The sequence below is a fragment of the Calothrix sp. NIES-2098 genome (genome assembly GCF_963875125.1).
Taxonomy (GTDB): Bacteria; Cyanobacteriota; Cyanobacteriia; order Cyanobacteriales; family Nostocaceae; genus Aulosira.
Genome location: NZ_CAWNKJ010000001.1, coordinates 1,394,055 through 1,412,065, shown reverse-complemented (window position 1 = coordinate 1,412,065; position 18,011 = coordinate 1,394,055). Strand labels below are relative to the sequence as shown.

The window sequence follows — 18,011 nt, the reverse complement described above, 5'->3', positions numbered from 1 at the left end:
TAGGTATCTGGCTAGTCACTGTATGCAAATTAAATAATGTGGAACAGCTTATCAGTACCTTGCTGAGGATATTGCTCTGATAAATTTAACATTTTCGTAAATTAGCGGCAGTCTACTTGGGTGAGAGATTTAATAAAATAGCGATCGCTAATACGAATAAATGCACAGGAAGTATTTATCATAGAATACATGGCTGATAGATACTTAGCTACGAGCTACTGCCTCAATCCCAGTTGTCATCAACCCATCAACCCACACGACACTCATTTCTGCCAAGGTTGTGGGACAAAACTTATACCCTTGCTGCGGAATCGCTATCGAATTATTCAACCACTAGGGGGCGGCGGATTTGGCAGAACTTTCTTAGCTGAAGACGAAGATAAGCTCAAAGAGCATTGCGTTGTCAAGCAGCTTGCGCCGCAACTCCAAGGAACTAACGCCCTCCATAAAGCGACCGAACTGTTTCACGAAGAAGCACGGCGTCTGCAACAATTAGGAGAACATCCCCAAATTCCGACTTTGTATGCTTACTTTCATGAGGATCGCTACCTGTATCTGGTACAGCAGTTCATCCAGGGACAAAGTTTAAGGCAGGAATTGATACAGCAGGGAACTTTTAGCGAAGCAAAAATTTGGGAACTATTGAGTGAATTACTTCCTGTGTTGAATTTTGTCCATGAAAATCAGGTAATTCACCGCGATATTAAACCAGATAACATTATGCGTCGCTCCCCCCACTCCAAACCAACCGGGGGGAATTTGGTGCTGATTGATTTTGGTGTCGCCAAGCAGTTAACAGCAAATTCTGCGGAACACACAGGTACAAGCATTGGTTCTTATGGTTACGCACCGCTAGAACAAATGAAGTATGGCTTTGCTTATCCAGCTAGTGACTTATTCAGTTTGGGGGTGACTTGCTTTTCGCTGTTGACGGGAATTCAGCCATCGCATTTGTATATGGAAGCAGGCTATGGCTGGGTGGGAAGTTGGCGAGAACATCTCAAGTCAACCATATCTGCACAATTAGAGCAGGTGTTAGACAAGCTATTACAAAAAGAGATTGAACAGCGCTATCAGTCAGCGAATGCTGTGTTGAAAGATGTACCCAACCAACTACAGCTAACAACTGCAATACAAGATCGTGTAGTTCAGCCCAAGGTTTCTCAGATGAGCCTGACAGCTTCAACTACTATTAGCAAGGTAATTCATCCTAAAATCCGCTTCCCTTATCAACTATTAATGGGGGGTGCAATCTTGCTTGTAGGATTGGGGGGATATGTGAATTGGCAAACTTTGCCCTTAACTGGACACACAGGTGAAGTGAATTCCCTTGCTTTTAGCCCTATACCACCTTATCCCGCATCTCAAGGTAAAACAAACGTTGCTAATTTGCCATTACCCCAAGTCGCTATCGGACAAGGAGAGATATTAGCCAGTGCTAGCGATGATAATACTGTTAAAATCTGGAATCTCAAACAAAAACACGTAGTCCGCACCTTCAAGGCTAATTCTGGCTGGGTGTATACTGTGGCAATTAGCCCAGATGGTCAAACTGCGATCGCAGGTTATCAAGATAAAACTATCAAACTCTGGAATCTTAACACCGGAGAAGAAATTCGCACTCTCAAAGGCCATCAAGGCTTAGTCAATTCTGTGGCTATTAGTCGAGATGGTCAAATTGTAGTCAGTGGCAGTTACGATAAAACAATTAAAATCTGGGATTTCCATACAGGAAAGGAAATTCGCACCCTCAAAGGACATACAGGAGAAGTATTATCTGTAGCCATCAGCCCCGATGGTGAGAAAATTGCCAGTGCTAGTGCCGATAGAACTATTAAAATTTGGCAGTTAAAAACAGGCAAGGAAATATATACTATTCGCGGTCATTCTCTCGATGTCAACGCTTTAGCTATTAGCCCCAATGGTCAAATATTAGTCAGCGCCAGCGATGACAAAACTATCAAATTGTGGAATCTGAATACAGGGAAGAACATCCGTACCTTTGAAGGACATACAGCCGATGTAAATGCGATCGCTTTTACTTCTAATGGCGAGTATATCGCGACAGGCAGTGATGACAAGACTGTGAAAGTCTGGCGACTAAATACAGGAGAGGTAATCCGCACTTTTAAAGGACATTCAGCCGAAGTTTACGCAGTCGCTTTTAGTCCTGATGGCAAAACTTTAGTCAGTGGTAGCAAGGATAAAACTATCAAGATTTGGCAAGTGCCTTAAATCGAGGCGATCGCTTGAATATTAAATATTAAATTACGCCTAATGTGAATTAAAACTGATTAACGAGTATTAAAGACTTATTCCTGGTTAAGCAAAACACTGATTTGTGTTAAACGTATTCCCAGAGATTTCCAATGAGGATCGCTGGCAGAAAAAGTGCGATCGCCTGATACTGCTTGGTAATCTTTGGGGTGATTTTTGTAAGCATTAGGAGCCGCAGTTACTTGTAGAGTCAGTTTGCCTTGATAACGGGATAATCGGCTGGTATTCAACAAGATTGTGCCACCATAGTCCCAGTCCAAGCCATAGAGTTGAAAGTTGCCTAACTTCTGGCGTAACTCATTTAAGGGAGTACCAACCCTTAAACCTTCGGGGGTTTTCCAAGCAGAACCAAGGTCACTTATAGTAAGTGGTTTGCTACGAGTGTTATCACTCCAGACTACTAAAAACGATCGCTCTTTACCAAGATTTACCTGAGTAGCTGCATAACTACCCATCCCTTCCGCGCCGGAAATAGTTTTATCAATTAACCGGGATGCACCAAACAACTTAACTAAATCTTGCTTGGTGGTTGTGCGTGTTACAGGGCCAACTCTTTCACCGGGAATAATTAAGTTGTCTGAAGCTTTTTTTGCTTGCGCGACGTTCACTGGATGATTTGTCTGAGGCGCGGCAAATACTGAGTTTGTGGTGTAGCTTAATAGCAAAGCTAGGGTAGCTGTTGCAATGTGTGTGATGGGAGACTTCATGGATTCTACTCTGGGTTGTTGAGAAAGAAACAGACGCGAGCGATCGCGCCTGTAACTAAGTTAGGAGTGTTAAATGAACAAGTTTTGACTTCTTGCTGTTATCTACTACAAATTCCCAACACTCAATTCCAGATTGTCACAAGGAAAAGAAACTCATCCCCTCAGTCTCCGGTTTAATTCATCACTCTGGTGGCGTTAAAAATTGCCAGCAGTGCTACACCGACATCAGCAAACACGGCTTCCCACATTGTCGCAATTCCCAAAATCCCCAAACCAATAAATACGATTTTGATTGCTAACGCAAAAAAGATATTTTGCCAAACAATGCTGCGGGTTTTTCGGGCGATTTGTATTGCTTGCGCCACTTTTGAAGGCGTATCCGTCACAATTACAATATCAGCAGTTTCTATAGCAGCATCTGAACCTAAAGCGCCCATTGCCATCCCAACATCAGCTCTAGCAATTACTGGGGCATCATTAATTCCATCTCCGATAAAGGCAACTTTACCATGCTGTTGTGAGGTACTGAGTAACTTTTCAATTGCACTCACTTTTTCTTCAGGTAATAACTCTGCTTCATAGGAATCTATGCCAAGCTGTTGAGCAATATGGGAGGCGATCGCTTGATTATCTCCTGTCAACATTACTGTTTTTTTGATACCAATGCTTTTTAGCTGGTGAATAGCTTCTCTTGCATCTGATTTCAACTCATCAGCTATGACAATATATCCGGCATAATTACGATTCACTGCTAAATGAATCACTGTGCCTTCAATGTTGCAAATATCATGGGCAATATGCTCTTTATGTAATAAGCGATCGCTTCCTGCTAACACTAACTGATTTTCTATTTTGGCGCTGATGCCATAACCTGCGATTTCTCTGTAATCTTTGATTTCATTGGCATCGATTTTTCCTAGAAACGCATTCCTAATAGATTGAGCGATCGGATGATTTGAGTGCGATTCTATCTTGGCAGCTAATTGTAGCAAATCTTGTTCATTCCAGCCGTTTTTAGGAACAATATTGGCTACTTTAAATACTCCTTTAGTCAATGTGCCAGTTTTATCAAAAACAACTGTATCTACTTTTGTCAAAGTATCTAAAAAAGTCGAACCTTTAACCAAAATACCGCGTTTAGCTGCACCTCCTATTCCCCCAAAGTAACCCAGAGGAATACTGATAACTAATCCACAGGGACAGGAAATTACTAATAATATCAACCCGCGATAAATCCATTCTGAAGATGTTGTCCCAGTCAGGAATAACGGAGGTAATAGCGCAACTGCTAGAGATACAAAAACTACTACTGGTGTATAATATCTCGCAAACTGAGTAATAAATTTCTCTGTTGCTGCTTTTTTGCTTTTGGCATTCTGCACCAAATCTAAAATCTTGGCAATGGAAGACTCGTCAAAAAGTTTTGTGACTTTGATTGTCAAGACACCCATTTTGTTGAGCATTCCAGCCAAAACTGTTTCTCCAACTTTCACTGTTCGGGGTACAGATTCTCCAGTTAATGCAGATGTGTCAACTTGGGAATTTCCTTCGATGATTTCACCATCTAAAGCAATCTTCTCTCCTGGTTTGACAACGATAATCTCACCAATATTTACTGTTTCTGGCGATACTTTCTTGAGTTCTCCATCTAGGAGAATATTGGCATAATCTGGACGTACTTCCAATAAGGCTTTAATAGAGTTACGAGAACGATTAACGGCAAGATCCTGAAATAATTCCCCAATTTTGTAAAATAACATGACTCCGACCGCTTCAGGCAATTTATGAATTGCGATCGCTCCCAATGTCGCTACAGTCATCAAAAATGTTTCATCAAATACTCTGCCTCGAAGTATATTTCTGCCCGCAGTTTTTAAAACACTCCATCCACTTAATAAATAGGCAGGGATGAAAAGTAGATATTCACCGATTGAGTAGAATGTATTGTGTAATTGAGATTCAAAAATTACACCAGGTGTATACAAACTTAAAATTAAAACTATAGGAAATATCTCATTTTTGAGATTGAATTCTCCCTCATGATGGTGATGATGGTCATGGTGATGATTTTCATCATGATGATGATTATGATTCTCGCTATTGTCATGTCCACAATGACAACAACCGTCAGAGTCTGTATGTATTTTCTGCTTCATTTACATTCAAAAAAGTAGCTTATTAGATATATGACTCACCGTTCAAATGTAATCAAAAAAAGTAGTTTTTACAAGTTTAAAATTTTAGAATGATAATCTCTTTCAATCAGAAAATTGAGTTGATAGTTGAAATTTTTCGCTAATTTTGAGTAAAAGTTAAGATTTATAACCTTAGGAATGCAAGTATATTTATCAGTTTTTTATAAAATTATGAAAGAATTATGAAAAAATGAGAGTATCAACGAATGCCTTTTCCAGACGATCGGGACAGGAAGCCCAGTTTACCTGAAGTCCACCGCAGTATAGCGATTCCTAACACCAAAAATATCTGGCGTAAGATGTTAGCTTATGCAGGCCCGGGATATCTTGTGTCAGTGGGATATATGGACCCTGGAAACTGGGCGACTGACTTGGCTGGGGGTGCTAAATTTGGTTATGCATTACTAACAGTAATCATGCTTTCCAACTTGATGGCGATTTTAATGCAGTCGCTGTGTGTGCGTTTAGGAGTAGCAACAGGACGAGATTTAGCACAAGCTTGTCGAGACTACTTTAGTCCGCGTGTGAACTTTTGCTTATGGGTACTTTGTGAAATAGCGATCGCAGCTTGCGACTTAGCGGAAGTTTTGGGAAGTGCGATCGCGCTGCAACTTCTTTTTGGCATTCCCCTGAGTTGGGGCGTGTGTATAACAACACTAGATGTATTTCTCTTACTGCTGCTACAACACAAAGGTTTTCGTTATACAGAAGCTTTGGTAATCATGTTAGTAGCAACTGTCGGACTTTGCTTTCTGGCAGAAATTATCTTTTCTCGCCCTAACTTTGGTGGAATTTTATTAGGTTATGTTCCCAACATAGAAATTGTGCAGAATCCAGAAATGCTCTACATTGCCATTGGCATTTTAGGGGCGACGGTGATGCCGCACAACTTATATCTACACTCATCAATTGTACAGACAAGGAATTGGCAACCAACGTCTGCAAAGAAATGGGAAGCCATTATATTTAGTACAATTGATTCAACAGTAGCTTTATTTTTCGCATTATTTATCAACTCAGGAATTTTGATTATTGCTGCTGCTACTTTTCATTTTTCTGGTTATCAAGATGTAGCCGAAATTCAAGATGCTTATAAATTGCTCTCTCCCTTATTGGGTGTGAATGCAGCGAGTGCAATTTTTGCCTTAGCATTACTAGCTTCCGGACAAAGTTCCACCCTCACTGCAACCTTAGCAGGGCAAATTGTCATGGAAGGATTTCTCAATTTGCGCTTAAAACCTTGGTTGCGTCGGTTGATTACTAGACTAATTGCGGTGATTCCCGCATTAATTTCAATTATATTGTTGGGTGAAAAAAGTACAGGCGGTTTACTAATTTTCAGTCAAGTTATTTTGAGTTTACAACTATCATTTGCAGTTGTGCCTTTAGTAATGTTTACAAGTAACCGCCGCTTAATGGGTGAGTTTGTTAATCCTTTATGGCTGAAGATTTTATCGTGGTTAGTAGCGATTGTTATTGGTAGCTTAAATGTTTGGCTACTATTGCAAACTATTTCTGCATTGCTGTACTGAAAAATTAAATCCCCGACCTCTTCCTAGAAGTCGGGGATATCGCCGCCTGTAATAATTAATATGAGGACTAGTTAGAATGGTGACATGAGTCCCACCGCTAATAACTGTGCAAAGCCAAGTTCCGTTTTAATTGCAATCCTACTAACAAGCCCACAATCACAAAAGCTGTCATGTAAGCCAGACTAATGAACCGCGTTAAGAATGGCGGTGCAACTCCTTCTACATCTATTTGTTTTTGTACTTGAAATGGCGTAAATTGGCGTGAAGCATTGGGTTGAGGTGCAATTTCCACCTCTAGTTTATGGGGTGAGCCATCAAAAAACTGTTGTTCCCAGGCAAATTGTCCTTTAACGTCGGGAACATCTTGATGGACAAAAGTGACTACACCATCTTCAAGTATGCTGGTTTTGATATTTAAGAGTACATCTTGGACTGGCTGATTTGTTTTTTCGTCAGTTACTGTCACCTGCAAAGCAGCAGGCTGTCCGACAGTAGCACCAGCAGATCCCAACAATTGCGCCTGTAAACCCTGTTGGCGAACAATACCAGAGTTATCAACTTGTACTGCGGTTGTCGAGTCGTGATGCTCGTGATGATGTGCGTGTCCCGAACTCTCTGATTGAGCAACTTCTGCGCTGATGTTAACAAATAATAGAGCTGCGATCGCAACTACAATTAACCCACTCAATAATAATCGCACTCGCTCTGGTGCAATTTCTCCAGGTGCGATCGCTTGTCGTCCGCCAATTACCCAACCACCACCTAGCCCAACCAGTAACAAAATTACTGCGAGAATTGTAAAATTCCGATATTTTACCCAATTCTCTGCCACTGGTAATGTCAGAGTTTGCTGAATTGGTGTAAAGGCATTCGCTACCACTGGAGTAACATTCACCTTGAATTGGTAATTGCCGCGAATGGGCAGTATTTGTTGGACTTCTAGCTGACCTTTAGGGGCTATTGTTTCGATATCTAATAGCTTAGTTCCCTCAACAATGGGAAAATCCGTCGTGAACCAAGGGTTGCTTGGTGGGGTAAAAATTTCCAGGTTGAATTTAGCGTTTTCTAATGCTTTGCCTGTAGAATCTTCGGCTTGCAGCACTAATTTTACTGGAGATTGGGGCGTGCTGGCTTCGGCTTCAAAAGGTACGATCTGGCTTGATGGCGTAGGGCTAACCAGTCGCACGCGCGGTTGCGGCGATTGAGAGAAGCCGATGAAACTATAAAAAACTACACTCACCATACAAATAGCACTGATGAGTGTATAGAGCTTAAATTTTGACATTTTCACTGTGGATTTCTACAGTAATAGCGGAGTTTATCAAACCTTGATGAAGACCAGCGTACAAGTTTTTATGTACTGTAATTGTGGTTGATAATGGGGAATCTTGTGCGCTGGCTCGTAACGCAGATGATTCCCCCACTCCTAGAAGGATATGGGGGTTCCCAAACAGTTGCTAACTGTTTAGTGGCAAGGTACCAGCAAAGTGTGGTGACGTGGGTTATGTACGCGATCGTGAATTGCTGGATAGGTCGTAAAATAAACAGTCCAGAGTGTCAACGAACATAGCGAAACGAAAAGTGTTGCCTGTACAGGCTTTGATAAAGTCCAACTTGCCGTCTTTTGCAACACAGAAGGATGAGTCTGAGTAGTCATCATATACCTCGCATGAATCTAGAACAGTTAACGCATCGGCGGGCATTCCGGCTAGGGCTGGCTTTAGCAACTGTTTTCTTTGTGAACCTCGAATTCATACCCAAGTTTTCCCATTACCTTTAGCGGCTGTGTTCTCCACTAAAACCGATTATTACGCAAATAACACAATATCTTAGTTTTTCTTAGCGTGCCACTCTGTATATTTATGCAAAAGAATTTAGCCTATCAGTAATAGCGCTTCTTGGTTACAGGCGACACACTCTAAATTCCTAATTATAGAATGCATAACATTCTCCCAGCTTGGTTGCAACAGCATGAGGTATGCTACCAAGTAGCAATCAAAGATACTAAGCTGATGCACATCTAAATTGCACATTTTCTTGTTTGGGTTGTCAAGGGTCAAGAGTCAAGATTCAAGGATACACTTGAACTTTTGACTCTTGACCCTTGACAATTCTGATGAGTCACTATGCAACTTAAATGCGTAACAGCTTATCTGTCATTGCGATCGCAAGAAAAGCAATCTCATTAATTCAGATGTACTACAACAGACTGCAACTTAAGTATGAGTTGGTAAAGAAAGCTCATGAATGAACTCGCGCGTAAAAGATACTAAAAAGAGTAGGCAGTATATCAACCAACCTACTCCAGATATTTACAGCGCATGACGCAGCATTTTGTTAAAACTCAACAGGACAACACAGTTCTAATGCATCAGCCCCTAGTGGAGTGACTGGTCGATAATCTTGACTAACCAGAAACTCAGGTCGGGGATTACTCACTGGCAAAGGAATATTCTCAATACTGTTATAAGTGACAATTACTGTAGTTCTGCCAAACGGTGAGATATTATTTGGTGATGCATGGACAATATTACTATCAAAAAATAGTACAGAACCTGCCGCAGCGTTGATTGCAGTAATGCCATATTTTGTTACTAAATCAGCCACCATTTTTTGGTTGATAGAGTACTTCATATTAGCGTTAAAACTCGCTAGCCATGTAGAATCGCTAGAACTGTTAGAATTGGTGGTTGCCATTTGCAGATGAGGAACTGTAGTGTCAATCATCTCTTCTTTATGAGAACCAGGAATCACAAATAGCGGCCCGTTAAATTCGTTCATATCATCCAACAAGCACATGGCATTGACTACTTGAGGCTTTGGCATTCCATCTTCTTTACGCCAATAAATGTAATCTTGATGCCATTGCCAAATATCCCCACTAAATGGGGCTTTAATATTAATTTTGAATTGGTAGATATATACTTTACTACCAACTATTTGCATAGCAGGCTCAACTATAAAGGGATGTCTTGTTAAGCGATTAAACACCTCGCTTTTAGTATGCGTTCCATGAAATGAGCGTACAGTCTTCCCATCTTTCTCAAATACTTTTGTCGGTGAATTTTCTCCAAACAAACCAGATAACTCTAATTTCATTAATTCAATTTCGGTACGCGAGAAATATTCTGGCAATAATAGAAATCCTTGGTTTTTGTAGATTGATAACTGTTCTTCGGTGAGGTACATAACAAATCCTTGAGTGTGTGAATGATTAGAATTTACCTTTTTAAAGTTTTACAGACATTGCCGTAAACACTTAAATAAGTAATGTTATATTGACTGATTAAACTACTCAAAAGACTTACAAAGCATTCATTAATGATTTTGTGAATAATGAGTATTACTGAATTAAATTCCCTGGTAAAAAGCCGCTATTTATGAAATATTCACAGTATTTATCGAATAATTCAGTATCCATTGCTGGGCAGGAAATAGAAGTGTCAGCAATTGCCTCAAGTGTGTTACGGCAGTCTAAATCAGGAGTGTTTTGATATAGTTCCCATGCAGTCAGCCCTTGATGCACTTTTTCCGATAACATTGGTAAAAGCGGTACAAGAGAATTATTGTGTGAGGATTTAGCTTGATTTGTTAACTCATCTATCCATTGAGAATAGGGTACTTTCTTAAGTTGATATCCATAGGCGGATATTAACTCAAATAATTGCATCAAATCGATATTTTGTGCTGCTGAAGGTACTATATGGAATGCTTTTCCTAAAGAGTCTTGATTTTTAGATATATGCACAATGGCTTTACTGGCATAATCTACAGTAATCAAATCTTGTTTTTGATTGACTAAATCTGGGAAACTACCTAACTGTATACAACCTTTAATTAACCTTGATACGTAGTCATCTGTATTAGTAACTCCAGTTTGCGAATGACCCATTAAAAATCCCGATCTGTGAACTGTTACAGGCATTCCTCTCGATTTTGCAATCCAGATAAGTTTTTCGGCTACCCATTTACTTTGGATATAACCAATATCTTGATAAAGATAAGGTTCGCTGTTATCAATTTCATCGTCCTCATAAAGGATATTCAAACCGTTGAAACAGGCAATTGTGCTAAAAACAGCAATTGTGGAAATGTAGTGTACTGGCTTGAGTTGAGCCTGACAAGCTAATCTGAGAATTTCTTGTGTTCCCAGAACATTTGCTGCCTTAATTAGAGAATATGGTTTAGCAAAACCAACTTGAGCGCCACTATGATAAATAACATCTATCTGCTCTGCTAGGCTCTCAAATTGCTCTAAAGAAAGTCCAAGATGAGGCCGATCTAAATCTCCTGGTATGGCAATAATTCTTGAGCTTTGATTTGCGTCCCAGATTAAATATTTTTCAAGATTTTTCTGCAACCTTCTCAAGCCTTCATTTTCGTTATCAGCACGCACAAGGCAATATATTTTCGCCTGCGTTTGCTGCAACAATTCATGTAGGATGAAAGCGCCTAGAAAGCCTGTAGCTCCTGTTAAGAAAATATGGTTTGGTTGATTGATATTGTTAGCAAGTACTCCTTGAGGATAAATATTTGCATCAAGTACGGCTTCAGCTTTTAAGTTAACACCAGTCTTGAGAGCAGCAGTTCCCTGTTGAAGTAAGCGATCGAGAATTTGGCATAGTCCTTCTATAGTTTGCTGCTCAAAAACGCATCTTACAGGCATTTGTACTTGAAACATTTCTCGCACATATATCATTAGCTGGGCTGCTAATAAGGAATTACCGCCAAGTTCAAAGAAATTTTCTTGAATGCCTATACGATCGCTTCCAAGTATCTTAGTCCAGATACTCAGCATTTTTTCCTCAGTAGGAGTACGAGGTGTAATTAATGCTACGTCTAAGGTAGATCTAGAGCGATCGGGAGCAGGTAGCGCTTTACGATCTAACTTTCCACTAGGAGTTAGGGGTAACTTTTCTAAGCTCACAAAAGCTGTAGGTATCATGTATTCTGGTAGCTTTTGTTTGAGAAATTGACGCAGTTCTGATGCTAATTGGCTGTCATTTTCAGATTGCTGATTTTGCACGAGATAAGCTACCAAACGCTTTTGTCCTGGTAGATCTTCCCGATCGATAACAACACTCGTCTTCACAGATGGATGTTGTGCGATCGCAGTTTCAATCTCTCCTAGCTCGATCCGGTAGCCGCGAATTTTTACTTGCCCATCGATACGACTGAGATATTCGAGATTGCCATCTGGTAGGTAACGAGCTAAATCCCCGGTTTTATACAAACGTTCATTTGAATTTCCAAAGGGGTTGGGAATAAACCGCGTATCTGTGAGATCGGGGCGATTAAGATAGCCTCTTGCTATACCAATACCGCCAATATAGAGTTCTCCAGGTACGCCTAAAGGAACAGGTTGTAACTGCGAGTCCAATAGATACATTTGACTGTTAGCAATTGGTCGCCCGATGGGTGGTAATACTGACCAATTTTTAGGTGAATTTGCCAGCGTAAAGGCAGTTACAACATGAGTTTCCGAGGGGCCATAGTGATTGTGTAGAGTGCAGTTAGGTAGTTGGTGAAAGAATTGGGCGATCGCATCTGTAATGCGTAACTGTTCCCCAGCTGTAATTACTTCGCATAAACTTCGGGGTACGATGCCTTCTATCCTGGCGATTTCGGCTAATTGTTGTAAGGCGACATAGGGTAGGAACAATCGCTCAATCCCTTCTTGGTTGAGAAATTGCAGCAGTTGTATCGGTTCGCGACGCATTGATTCGGAAATCAATATCAAGGTTCCACCTGTAGTCAGAGTGGCAAAGATTTCTTGGAAGGAAACATCAAAGCTAATTGGTGTGTATTGCAGTGTTTTCCTACCAAAGCCGACGGTAGAAGCTTGTGATTGCCAAGTAATTAAGTTTACTAGTGGACGGTGCGGCATAGCGACACCTTTTGGTTTGCCTGTGGAACCGGAGGTGTAGATTAAATAAGCTAAATTGTCAGGATGGACATTAATGTCGAGGTCATCTTGAGCTTGAGTAGCAATATCCTCCCAGTCTCTATCTATACAAACAACATCTCCCTGATGTTCGGGAAACGTTGCTAATAAATTTTCTTGGGTTAATAGCACTTTTACCTGAGAGTCTGCCAGCATTAAGGATAAACGCTGCTGGGGATAGGCGGTATCTAGAGGTACGTAAGCGCCACCAGCTTTCAGAATCGCTAATAAAGCAACGAGCATTTCTAAGGAACGCTCTACACAAATCCCTACCAATACATCTGGCTCGACACCTAATGTTTGTAAATGATGCGCTAATTGATTGGCTCTAGCATTCAACTCGCGGTAAGTTATTTGCTGGTTTGCAAAGATGGCTGCTACAGAGTCAGGCTCGCGCTCTACCTGGGCTGTAAATAGTTGGTGAATGCAAGCCCAATCGGGGTATTCTGCTTGAGTTTGATTCCACTCTACTAATAATTGTTGACGCTCCGCAGTTGTTAATAGAGGTAAATCTGTAACTTTCTCATCTGGATTCGCAACAATACCTGCAATTAAAGTTTGAAAATGTTCCCCTATGCGAGAAATGGTAGGCGCATCAAATAAATCGGTGCTGTACTCAAACCAGCCACTAATTCCATCTGGCGTTTCAAATAGTTCTAAGAACAAATCAAATTTAGATGAGCCATTATGTTCTATACGATGATTGATGCTTAAACCAGCAAGTTCTATTGCTGGTATCGGTACATTTTGCAAAGCAAAGCCAATTTGAAATAGAGGATGACGGCTCAAATCTCGTTCTGGCTCTAGTTCCTCTACCAGTTTCTCAAAAGGAAAGTCTTGATGAGCGTAAGCTTCTAGAGTTACTTCTCGTACTTGCTTGAGCAACTGACGGAAGGAGGGAGAGTCAGAAAAATCACTGCGTAGTACTAAGGTGTTAACAAAAAATCCAATTAAATCCTCAATTTCTTGATAGTTGCGGTTAGCAATTACCGAACCTACTGCAATATCTTCGCTACTCGTGTATCGATAGAGCAAAGTTTGGAATGCTGCTAAGAGGGTCATAAATAAAGTCACTCCCTCTTGCTGGCTGAAACGAGTTACTGTATCGCTGAGAGACTTGGAGATTGCAAAAGGTTGACGTGTCCCGCGATAAGTTTGGATTGCAGGTCGGGGTCGGTCAGTTGGTAACTGTAAAATCGGTAAATTAGCTAATTGCTGCTTCCAATAGTTTAGTTGGTCTGATAATACTTTCCCTTGCAACCATCGCCGTTGCCATACAGCAAAGTCTGCATATTGAATCGCCAGTTCCGCTAAGGGAGAAGGTTGACCGTTGCTGAAGGCTTGATATAGCAGCCTCAGTTCTCGGAAAAATGTACCGACAGACCAACCATCAAAAACGATATGGTGGATATTCAACAGCAGTAGATATTCTTCTACACCTAACTGTAACAGGGTGGTGCGTACTAGCGGCCCTTGGTTGAGGTTAAATGGTTTTTGGCATTCCTTAATCGTTAATCGCTGGATTTCTGCATCTTTTTCCGATTGAGAAAGCGAAGATAAATCGACTAAATGCAGAGGTACAGTTAAGGCAGAAGCAATAATTTGTATCGGCTGTCCATCCAAGAACCCAAACGTGGTGCGTAAAACTTCATGGCGGCGAATAATTTCGTTGATGCTTTGTTCTAAAGCATTCAGATTTAGCTTACCAGTAAGGTGAAAAGTCTGCGGTAAGTTATATAGGGGATTGTCAGGTAAGAACTGTTCGAGGAACCATAACCGTTGCTGGGCAGAGGAAAGAGGCAAATTTTGATTGCGCGTTACAGGTACAATTTCAGGAATCTGCCATTCTGCAACATACAAGATTTGTGTCTCAATATGTTCTGCAAAGCTAGCAATAGTAGGTGCATCGAATAATTGACGTAATGGCAAATCTAACTGATAGGTATCTCGGACGCGGGAAATTACTTGCGTTGCTAGCAGTGAGTGTCCGCCAATCTCAAAAAAGTTATCGTAGACGCTGATTTGTTCCAAGCGCAAAACATCTAGCCAAATTTTGGCGATCGCTTCCTCAACTTGGGTACGAGGTGAGATAAAATCTGATTCTAAATTGCGGATAGTGCGATCGGGTGCTGGTAGGGAACGACGATCTACTTTGCCATTAGGCGTGAGTGGTAAGGCCTCTAAGATCACAAAATTAGAGGGAACCATATAATCTGGTAGTTTCTGTTTGAGAAATTGACGCAAATTAGTCGTTATTGTGCGTATTTGCTCGGAAATCAGGCTAGAAACAACATAAGCCACTAAATATTTATTCCCAGGTACATCCTCCCGCGCGATAACTGCGGCTTCGCGCACATCAGGATGCTGTAATAGCAGAGACTCAATTTCCCCTAATTCAATCCGGAAGCCGCGTATCTTCACTTGCTGGTCTATCCGACCCAGGTATTCAATATTGCCATCACTTAAGTAGCAAGCTAAGTCACCTGTTTTATAAAGGCGATTCCATTTTGAATCGATAAAGCGTTCAGCAGTCAAATCGGGTCGATTTAGATAACCCCTGGCTAAACTATCGCCACCAATATATAACTCTCCCGGAACACCGATAGGAACTGGCTTGAATTCTGCATCAAGTATATGAATTTGCGTATTCGCGATCGCACGACCTATAGAGGGGTAAGTAGGCCAAGAATCAGGATTTCGATCCAGAGTCAAAGCCGTTACCACATGGGTTTCTGATGGGCCGTAGTGATTGTGAAAAGAGCAATTTGGTAGGGATTTGAAGAATTTGACAATCGCTGGAGTAATTTGCAGTTGCTCGCCTGTAGTGGTAACTTCTTTGAGGCTAGTAAATAATTCCAACTGAGATGCAGCTAATTCTGCCATTTGTTGCAGTACAACCACAGGTAAGATAACTTTTTCAATCTCTTGTTGTTGAATAAAGTCAGCTAAAGCTGTAGTATCCCGACGCAAGTTTTCTGAGATGAGAAACAGAGTTCCTCCCGAACACCAAGCTGCAAACATTTCATGAAAGCTAGCATCAAAGCTTAAAGAGGCAAATTGTAGGGTACGTACACCTGTTAATAGTGTATTGAGATGCCATTGCAGTAAATTTACTAAAGGACGGTGAGCTAAACAAATGCCTTTTGGTCTACCTGTAGAACCAGAAGTGTAGATGATATAGACTAAATTCTCTGCTGTGACTTCAGTGACGGGATTCTCTTTACTGTATTGACCTATTTTGTCCCAGTCGGTATCTAAACAGATAGCCTGTGCTTGATGTTCGGGAAATTCCCCTACTAGATGTTGTTGCGTGAGTAATATTGATACCTGAGTATCCTCAAGCATATAGCCTATGCGTTCTTTGGGATAGGCCGGATCGATTGGTACGTAAGCGCCACCAGCTTTCAGAACAGCCAAAACTGCGATCGCCATTTCCAAGGTTCTCTCTACAGAGATTCCCACCGGCATATCTGGCTTTACACCCAGGGATATTAGATAATGTGCTAACTGATTGGCTCGCTGATTTAGCTCTTGGTAGGTGAGGAAAGATTTCGCGTGCTGTTTGGCTTCTTTAAAGATTATTGCTATAGCATTAGGTGTGCGTTCCACCTGCACCTCAAATAATTGATGAACGCATTTATCTATTGCATAAAGTGTGTTGGTATGATTCCATTTTTCTATTTCTTGCTGCTCAGATTCCAGTAATATATTCAGTTGTGCAAACTTTTCACATCCTTGAACAATTTGATTAGCTATAGACAGCAATCTCTCCAAAGTATTTATATTGGCAAAATATTGTTGATTGTAAAATAACTCTAATTCAAGAGTATCTTGGAAATCGTCGATCACAAGATGAACTTCATTTTCCGCAAAAGAATTATGAACAGTTAATTTAGAAGGGTTGTCTGTAATAGGTAGATTAAGCAGGCTAAAATTATAAAAGTTATAGAAAAATTTTAATCTCTCACCTTTTAAATAGTTTCTTTGCAGCAGAACCGAAATGTTTTGTTTATCTCCTAGATTTTTTCGATATTGTTTTATGTAGTCAATATAATTAGCTATATTTGCATCATTACCAATCTGATTTTGAGGTATGACAACAGGAACTACTTGGTAAATACAACCCAAAATATTCAGTAATTGCTCATTTCGTTTACCAATAATGTCATAAAATACAAAATCTGCTGGAGCTTGTAAATATTTACTCAAATAAATGCCATAAACAGATCTAAAAAAGGCAGGAACGCTAAATTTATTTTGTTGACAATATTCTCGAATCTGTGCTAATTCATTCCCGAAAATTTGGATTTTTTGCGATCGCGCTTGGTTTTCTTGTTTAATTCCTGTATACGATGTAACAGGAACAACCTTACTTAACGATTCCTGCCAGTATTCCTGAATTTCTGGAGTGTCAAATTTGCTAATATCATCCTCAATCAAATCATAAAAAGAATTCAGTACACATTCTGGTGAATGAGTGTCTGCTTTTAAATCCGAGTAGATTTTGCTTACTCTTTCAAAGAAAATTTTGCCAGAATATGCATCAAAAAGAATGTGAGGCGCACCTAAAATAGCAGTATAGTTACCTAACAGATCTTTGACCAAAATATTTTTAAATACATCTCTTGATTCTAAATTTAACTTAACTTTAATCTTTTCTTGAATTACTTGCTCTAAACTCGTGAAACTAGTAGTTGTAGATTCTAGCTCTATAAATTCATAGTTAACATCTAAATTGTTATCTACAAATTGGAAAGCCTCACCCTGCTTAAAAATAAACCTAGTTTTAATAGTATCATCCTGCTGGCATACTATGTTTACTGCCTTTTCCCAGATAAACCTATCTAAATTTTTTGGTAGTTTTACCGATAATCCTAAACTAAACACAGTACTATCGGGATGGAGTATATTATCTAGATATAAATCTCTTTGTGTCGTTGTGAGTCGTCCTATTTTTCCCAGATTTGACGCTTCAAAAGGCTCATCTACTGAAGTTCCTGCTAATAAAGACATGATATCTTCTGACATTGGCATAGTAGAAACATCTATATTGTTAAAATTGCTAACCATAATGATTACCTCCTAATTTACGCAGGTTAAAGGAGAAATATTGAGATTTTTGAAAATGCTCAATTCTAATGATTTACAGGATTTATAAAAAGCTCAAAATTCCATACTTAACTGAGCGTAGAATCCCGAAACTTTAGAACATCTGATAGCCAATTCCAACCCTTTTATTCGAGAAATTACGTTGCGATGAAAAATTATACTTATTAGTCTTTTTTCAGGTATCTTCTAAGAATTGTATCACAAAAATCGAATTATAAAATAATTATAAACAAAATAATAATTGTCA

Annotated in this window: 8 protein-coding genes; 2 read left to right on the top strand and 6 right to left on the bottom strand. The window is 40.1% G+C overall.

Going from position 1 to position 18,011, the window contains the following annotated elements:
- The first annotated feature begins 189 nt into the window (after positions 1-189).
- Positions 190-2,235, top strand: a complete 2,046-nt coding sequence (locus tag AACU33_RS05830; RefSeq protein WP_096587469.1) for a serine/threonine-protein kinase — start codon at positions 190-192, stop codon at positions 2,233-2,235.
- 77 nt (positions 2,236-2,312) lie between these two features.
- Here the strand turns inward: AACU33_RS05830 and AACU33_RS05825 are convergent, their stop codons facing one another.
- Positions 2,313-2,984 carry a hypothetical protein gene (locus AACU33_RS05825; protein ID WP_096587467.1) on the bottom strand — a complete coding sequence of 224 codons (672 nt, stop codon included), beginning with the start codon at positions 2,982-2,984 and terminating at the stop codon, positions 2,313-2,315.
- A gap of 173 nt (positions 2,985-3,157) precedes the next feature.
- The gene (locus tag AACU33_RS05820) at positions 3,158-5,140 is read right to left on the bottom strand and encodes a heavy metal translocating P-type ATPase (RefSeq protein ID WP_096587466.1); all 1,983 of its coding nucleotides are present in this window, start codon (positions 5,138-5,140) and stop codon (positions 3,158-3,160) included.
- Positions 5,141-5,385: 245 nt separating this feature from the next.
- Here AACU33_RS05820 and AACU33_RS05815 point away from each other — a divergent pair, with 245 nt between their 5' ends.
- Entirely contained in the window at positions 5,386-6,711 is a 1,326-nt protein-coding gene (locus tag AACU33_RS05815; protein ID WP_096587464.1) for an Nramp family divalent metal transporter, read from the top strand.
- 97 nt (positions 6,712-6,808) lie between these two features.
- On the opposite strand, the gene AACU33_RS05810 is transcribed toward AACU33_RS05815, so the two are convergent.
- The 4 genes from AACU33_RS05810 to AACU33_RS05795 form a co-directional block, all read right to left on the bottom strand.
- Positions 6,809-7,996 carry a hypothetical protein gene (locus tag AACU33_RS05810; RefSeq protein ID WP_096587463.1) on the bottom strand — a complete coding sequence of 396 codons (1,188 nt, stop codon included), beginning with the start codon at positions 7,994-7,996 and terminating at the stop codon, positions 6,809-6,811.
- Between the two features lie 180 nt (positions 7,997-8,176).
- A complete protein-coding gene (locus tag AACU33_RS05805) occupies positions 8,177-8,371 on the bottom strand; it encodes a CbtB domain-containing protein (protein ID WP_339375788.1) in 195 nt (64 codons plus the stop codon).
- A 677-nt stretch (positions 8,372-9,048) separates the two neighbouring features.
- The gene (locus AACU33_RS05800; protein ID WP_096587461.1) at positions 9,049-9,900 is read right to left on the bottom strand and encodes a phytanoyl-CoA dioxygenase family protein; all 852 of its coding nucleotides are present in this window, start codon (positions 9,898-9,900) and stop codon (positions 9,049-9,051) included.
- A gap of 154 nt (positions 9,901-10,054) precedes the next feature.
- On the bottom strand, positions 10,055-17,725 hold the full coding sequence (locus AACU33_RS05795; protein WP_339375787.1) for a non-ribosomal peptide synthetase: 7,671 nt from the start codon (positions 17,723-17,725) through the stop codon (positions 10,055-10,057).
- Between the last annotated feature and the right edge of the window lie 286 nt (positions 17,726-18,011).

What these genes read in the sequence shown, in the direction of transcription:
- AACU33_RS05830 (WP_096587469.1), top strand. Translation starts at nt 190, where the DNA reads ATGGCTGATAGATACTTAGCTACGAGCTACTGCCTCAATCCCAGTTGT.
- AACU33_RS05825 (WP_096587467.1), bottom strand. Translation starts at nt 2,984, where the DNA reads ATGAAGTCTCCCATCACACACATTGCAACAGCTACCCTAGCTTTGCTA.
- AACU33_RS05820 (WP_096587466.1), bottom strand. Translation starts at nt 5,140, where the DNA reads ATGAAGCAGAAAATACATACAGACTCTGACGGTTGTTGTCATTGTGGA.
- AACU33_RS05815 (WP_096587464.1), top strand. Translation starts at nt 5,386, where the DNA reads ATGCCTTTTCCAGACGATCGGGACAGGAAGCCCAGTTTACCTGAAGTC.
- AACU33_RS05810 (WP_096587463.1), bottom strand. Translation starts at nt 7,996, where the DNA reads ATGTCAAAATTTAAGCTCTATACACTCATCAGTGCTATTTGTATGGTG.
- AACU33_RS05805 (WP_339375788.1), bottom strand. Translation starts at nt 8,371, where the DNA reads ATGATGACTACTCAGACTCATCCTTCTGTGTTGCAAAAGACGGCAAGT.
- AACU33_RS05800 (WP_096587461.1), bottom strand. Translation starts at nt 9,900, where the DNA reads ATGTACCTCACCGAAGAACAGTTATCAATCTACAAAAACCAAGGATTT.
- AACU33_RS05795 (WP_339375787.1), bottom strand. Translation starts at nt 17,725, where the DNA reads ATGGTTAGCAATTTTAACAATATAGATGTTTCTACTATGCCAATGTCA.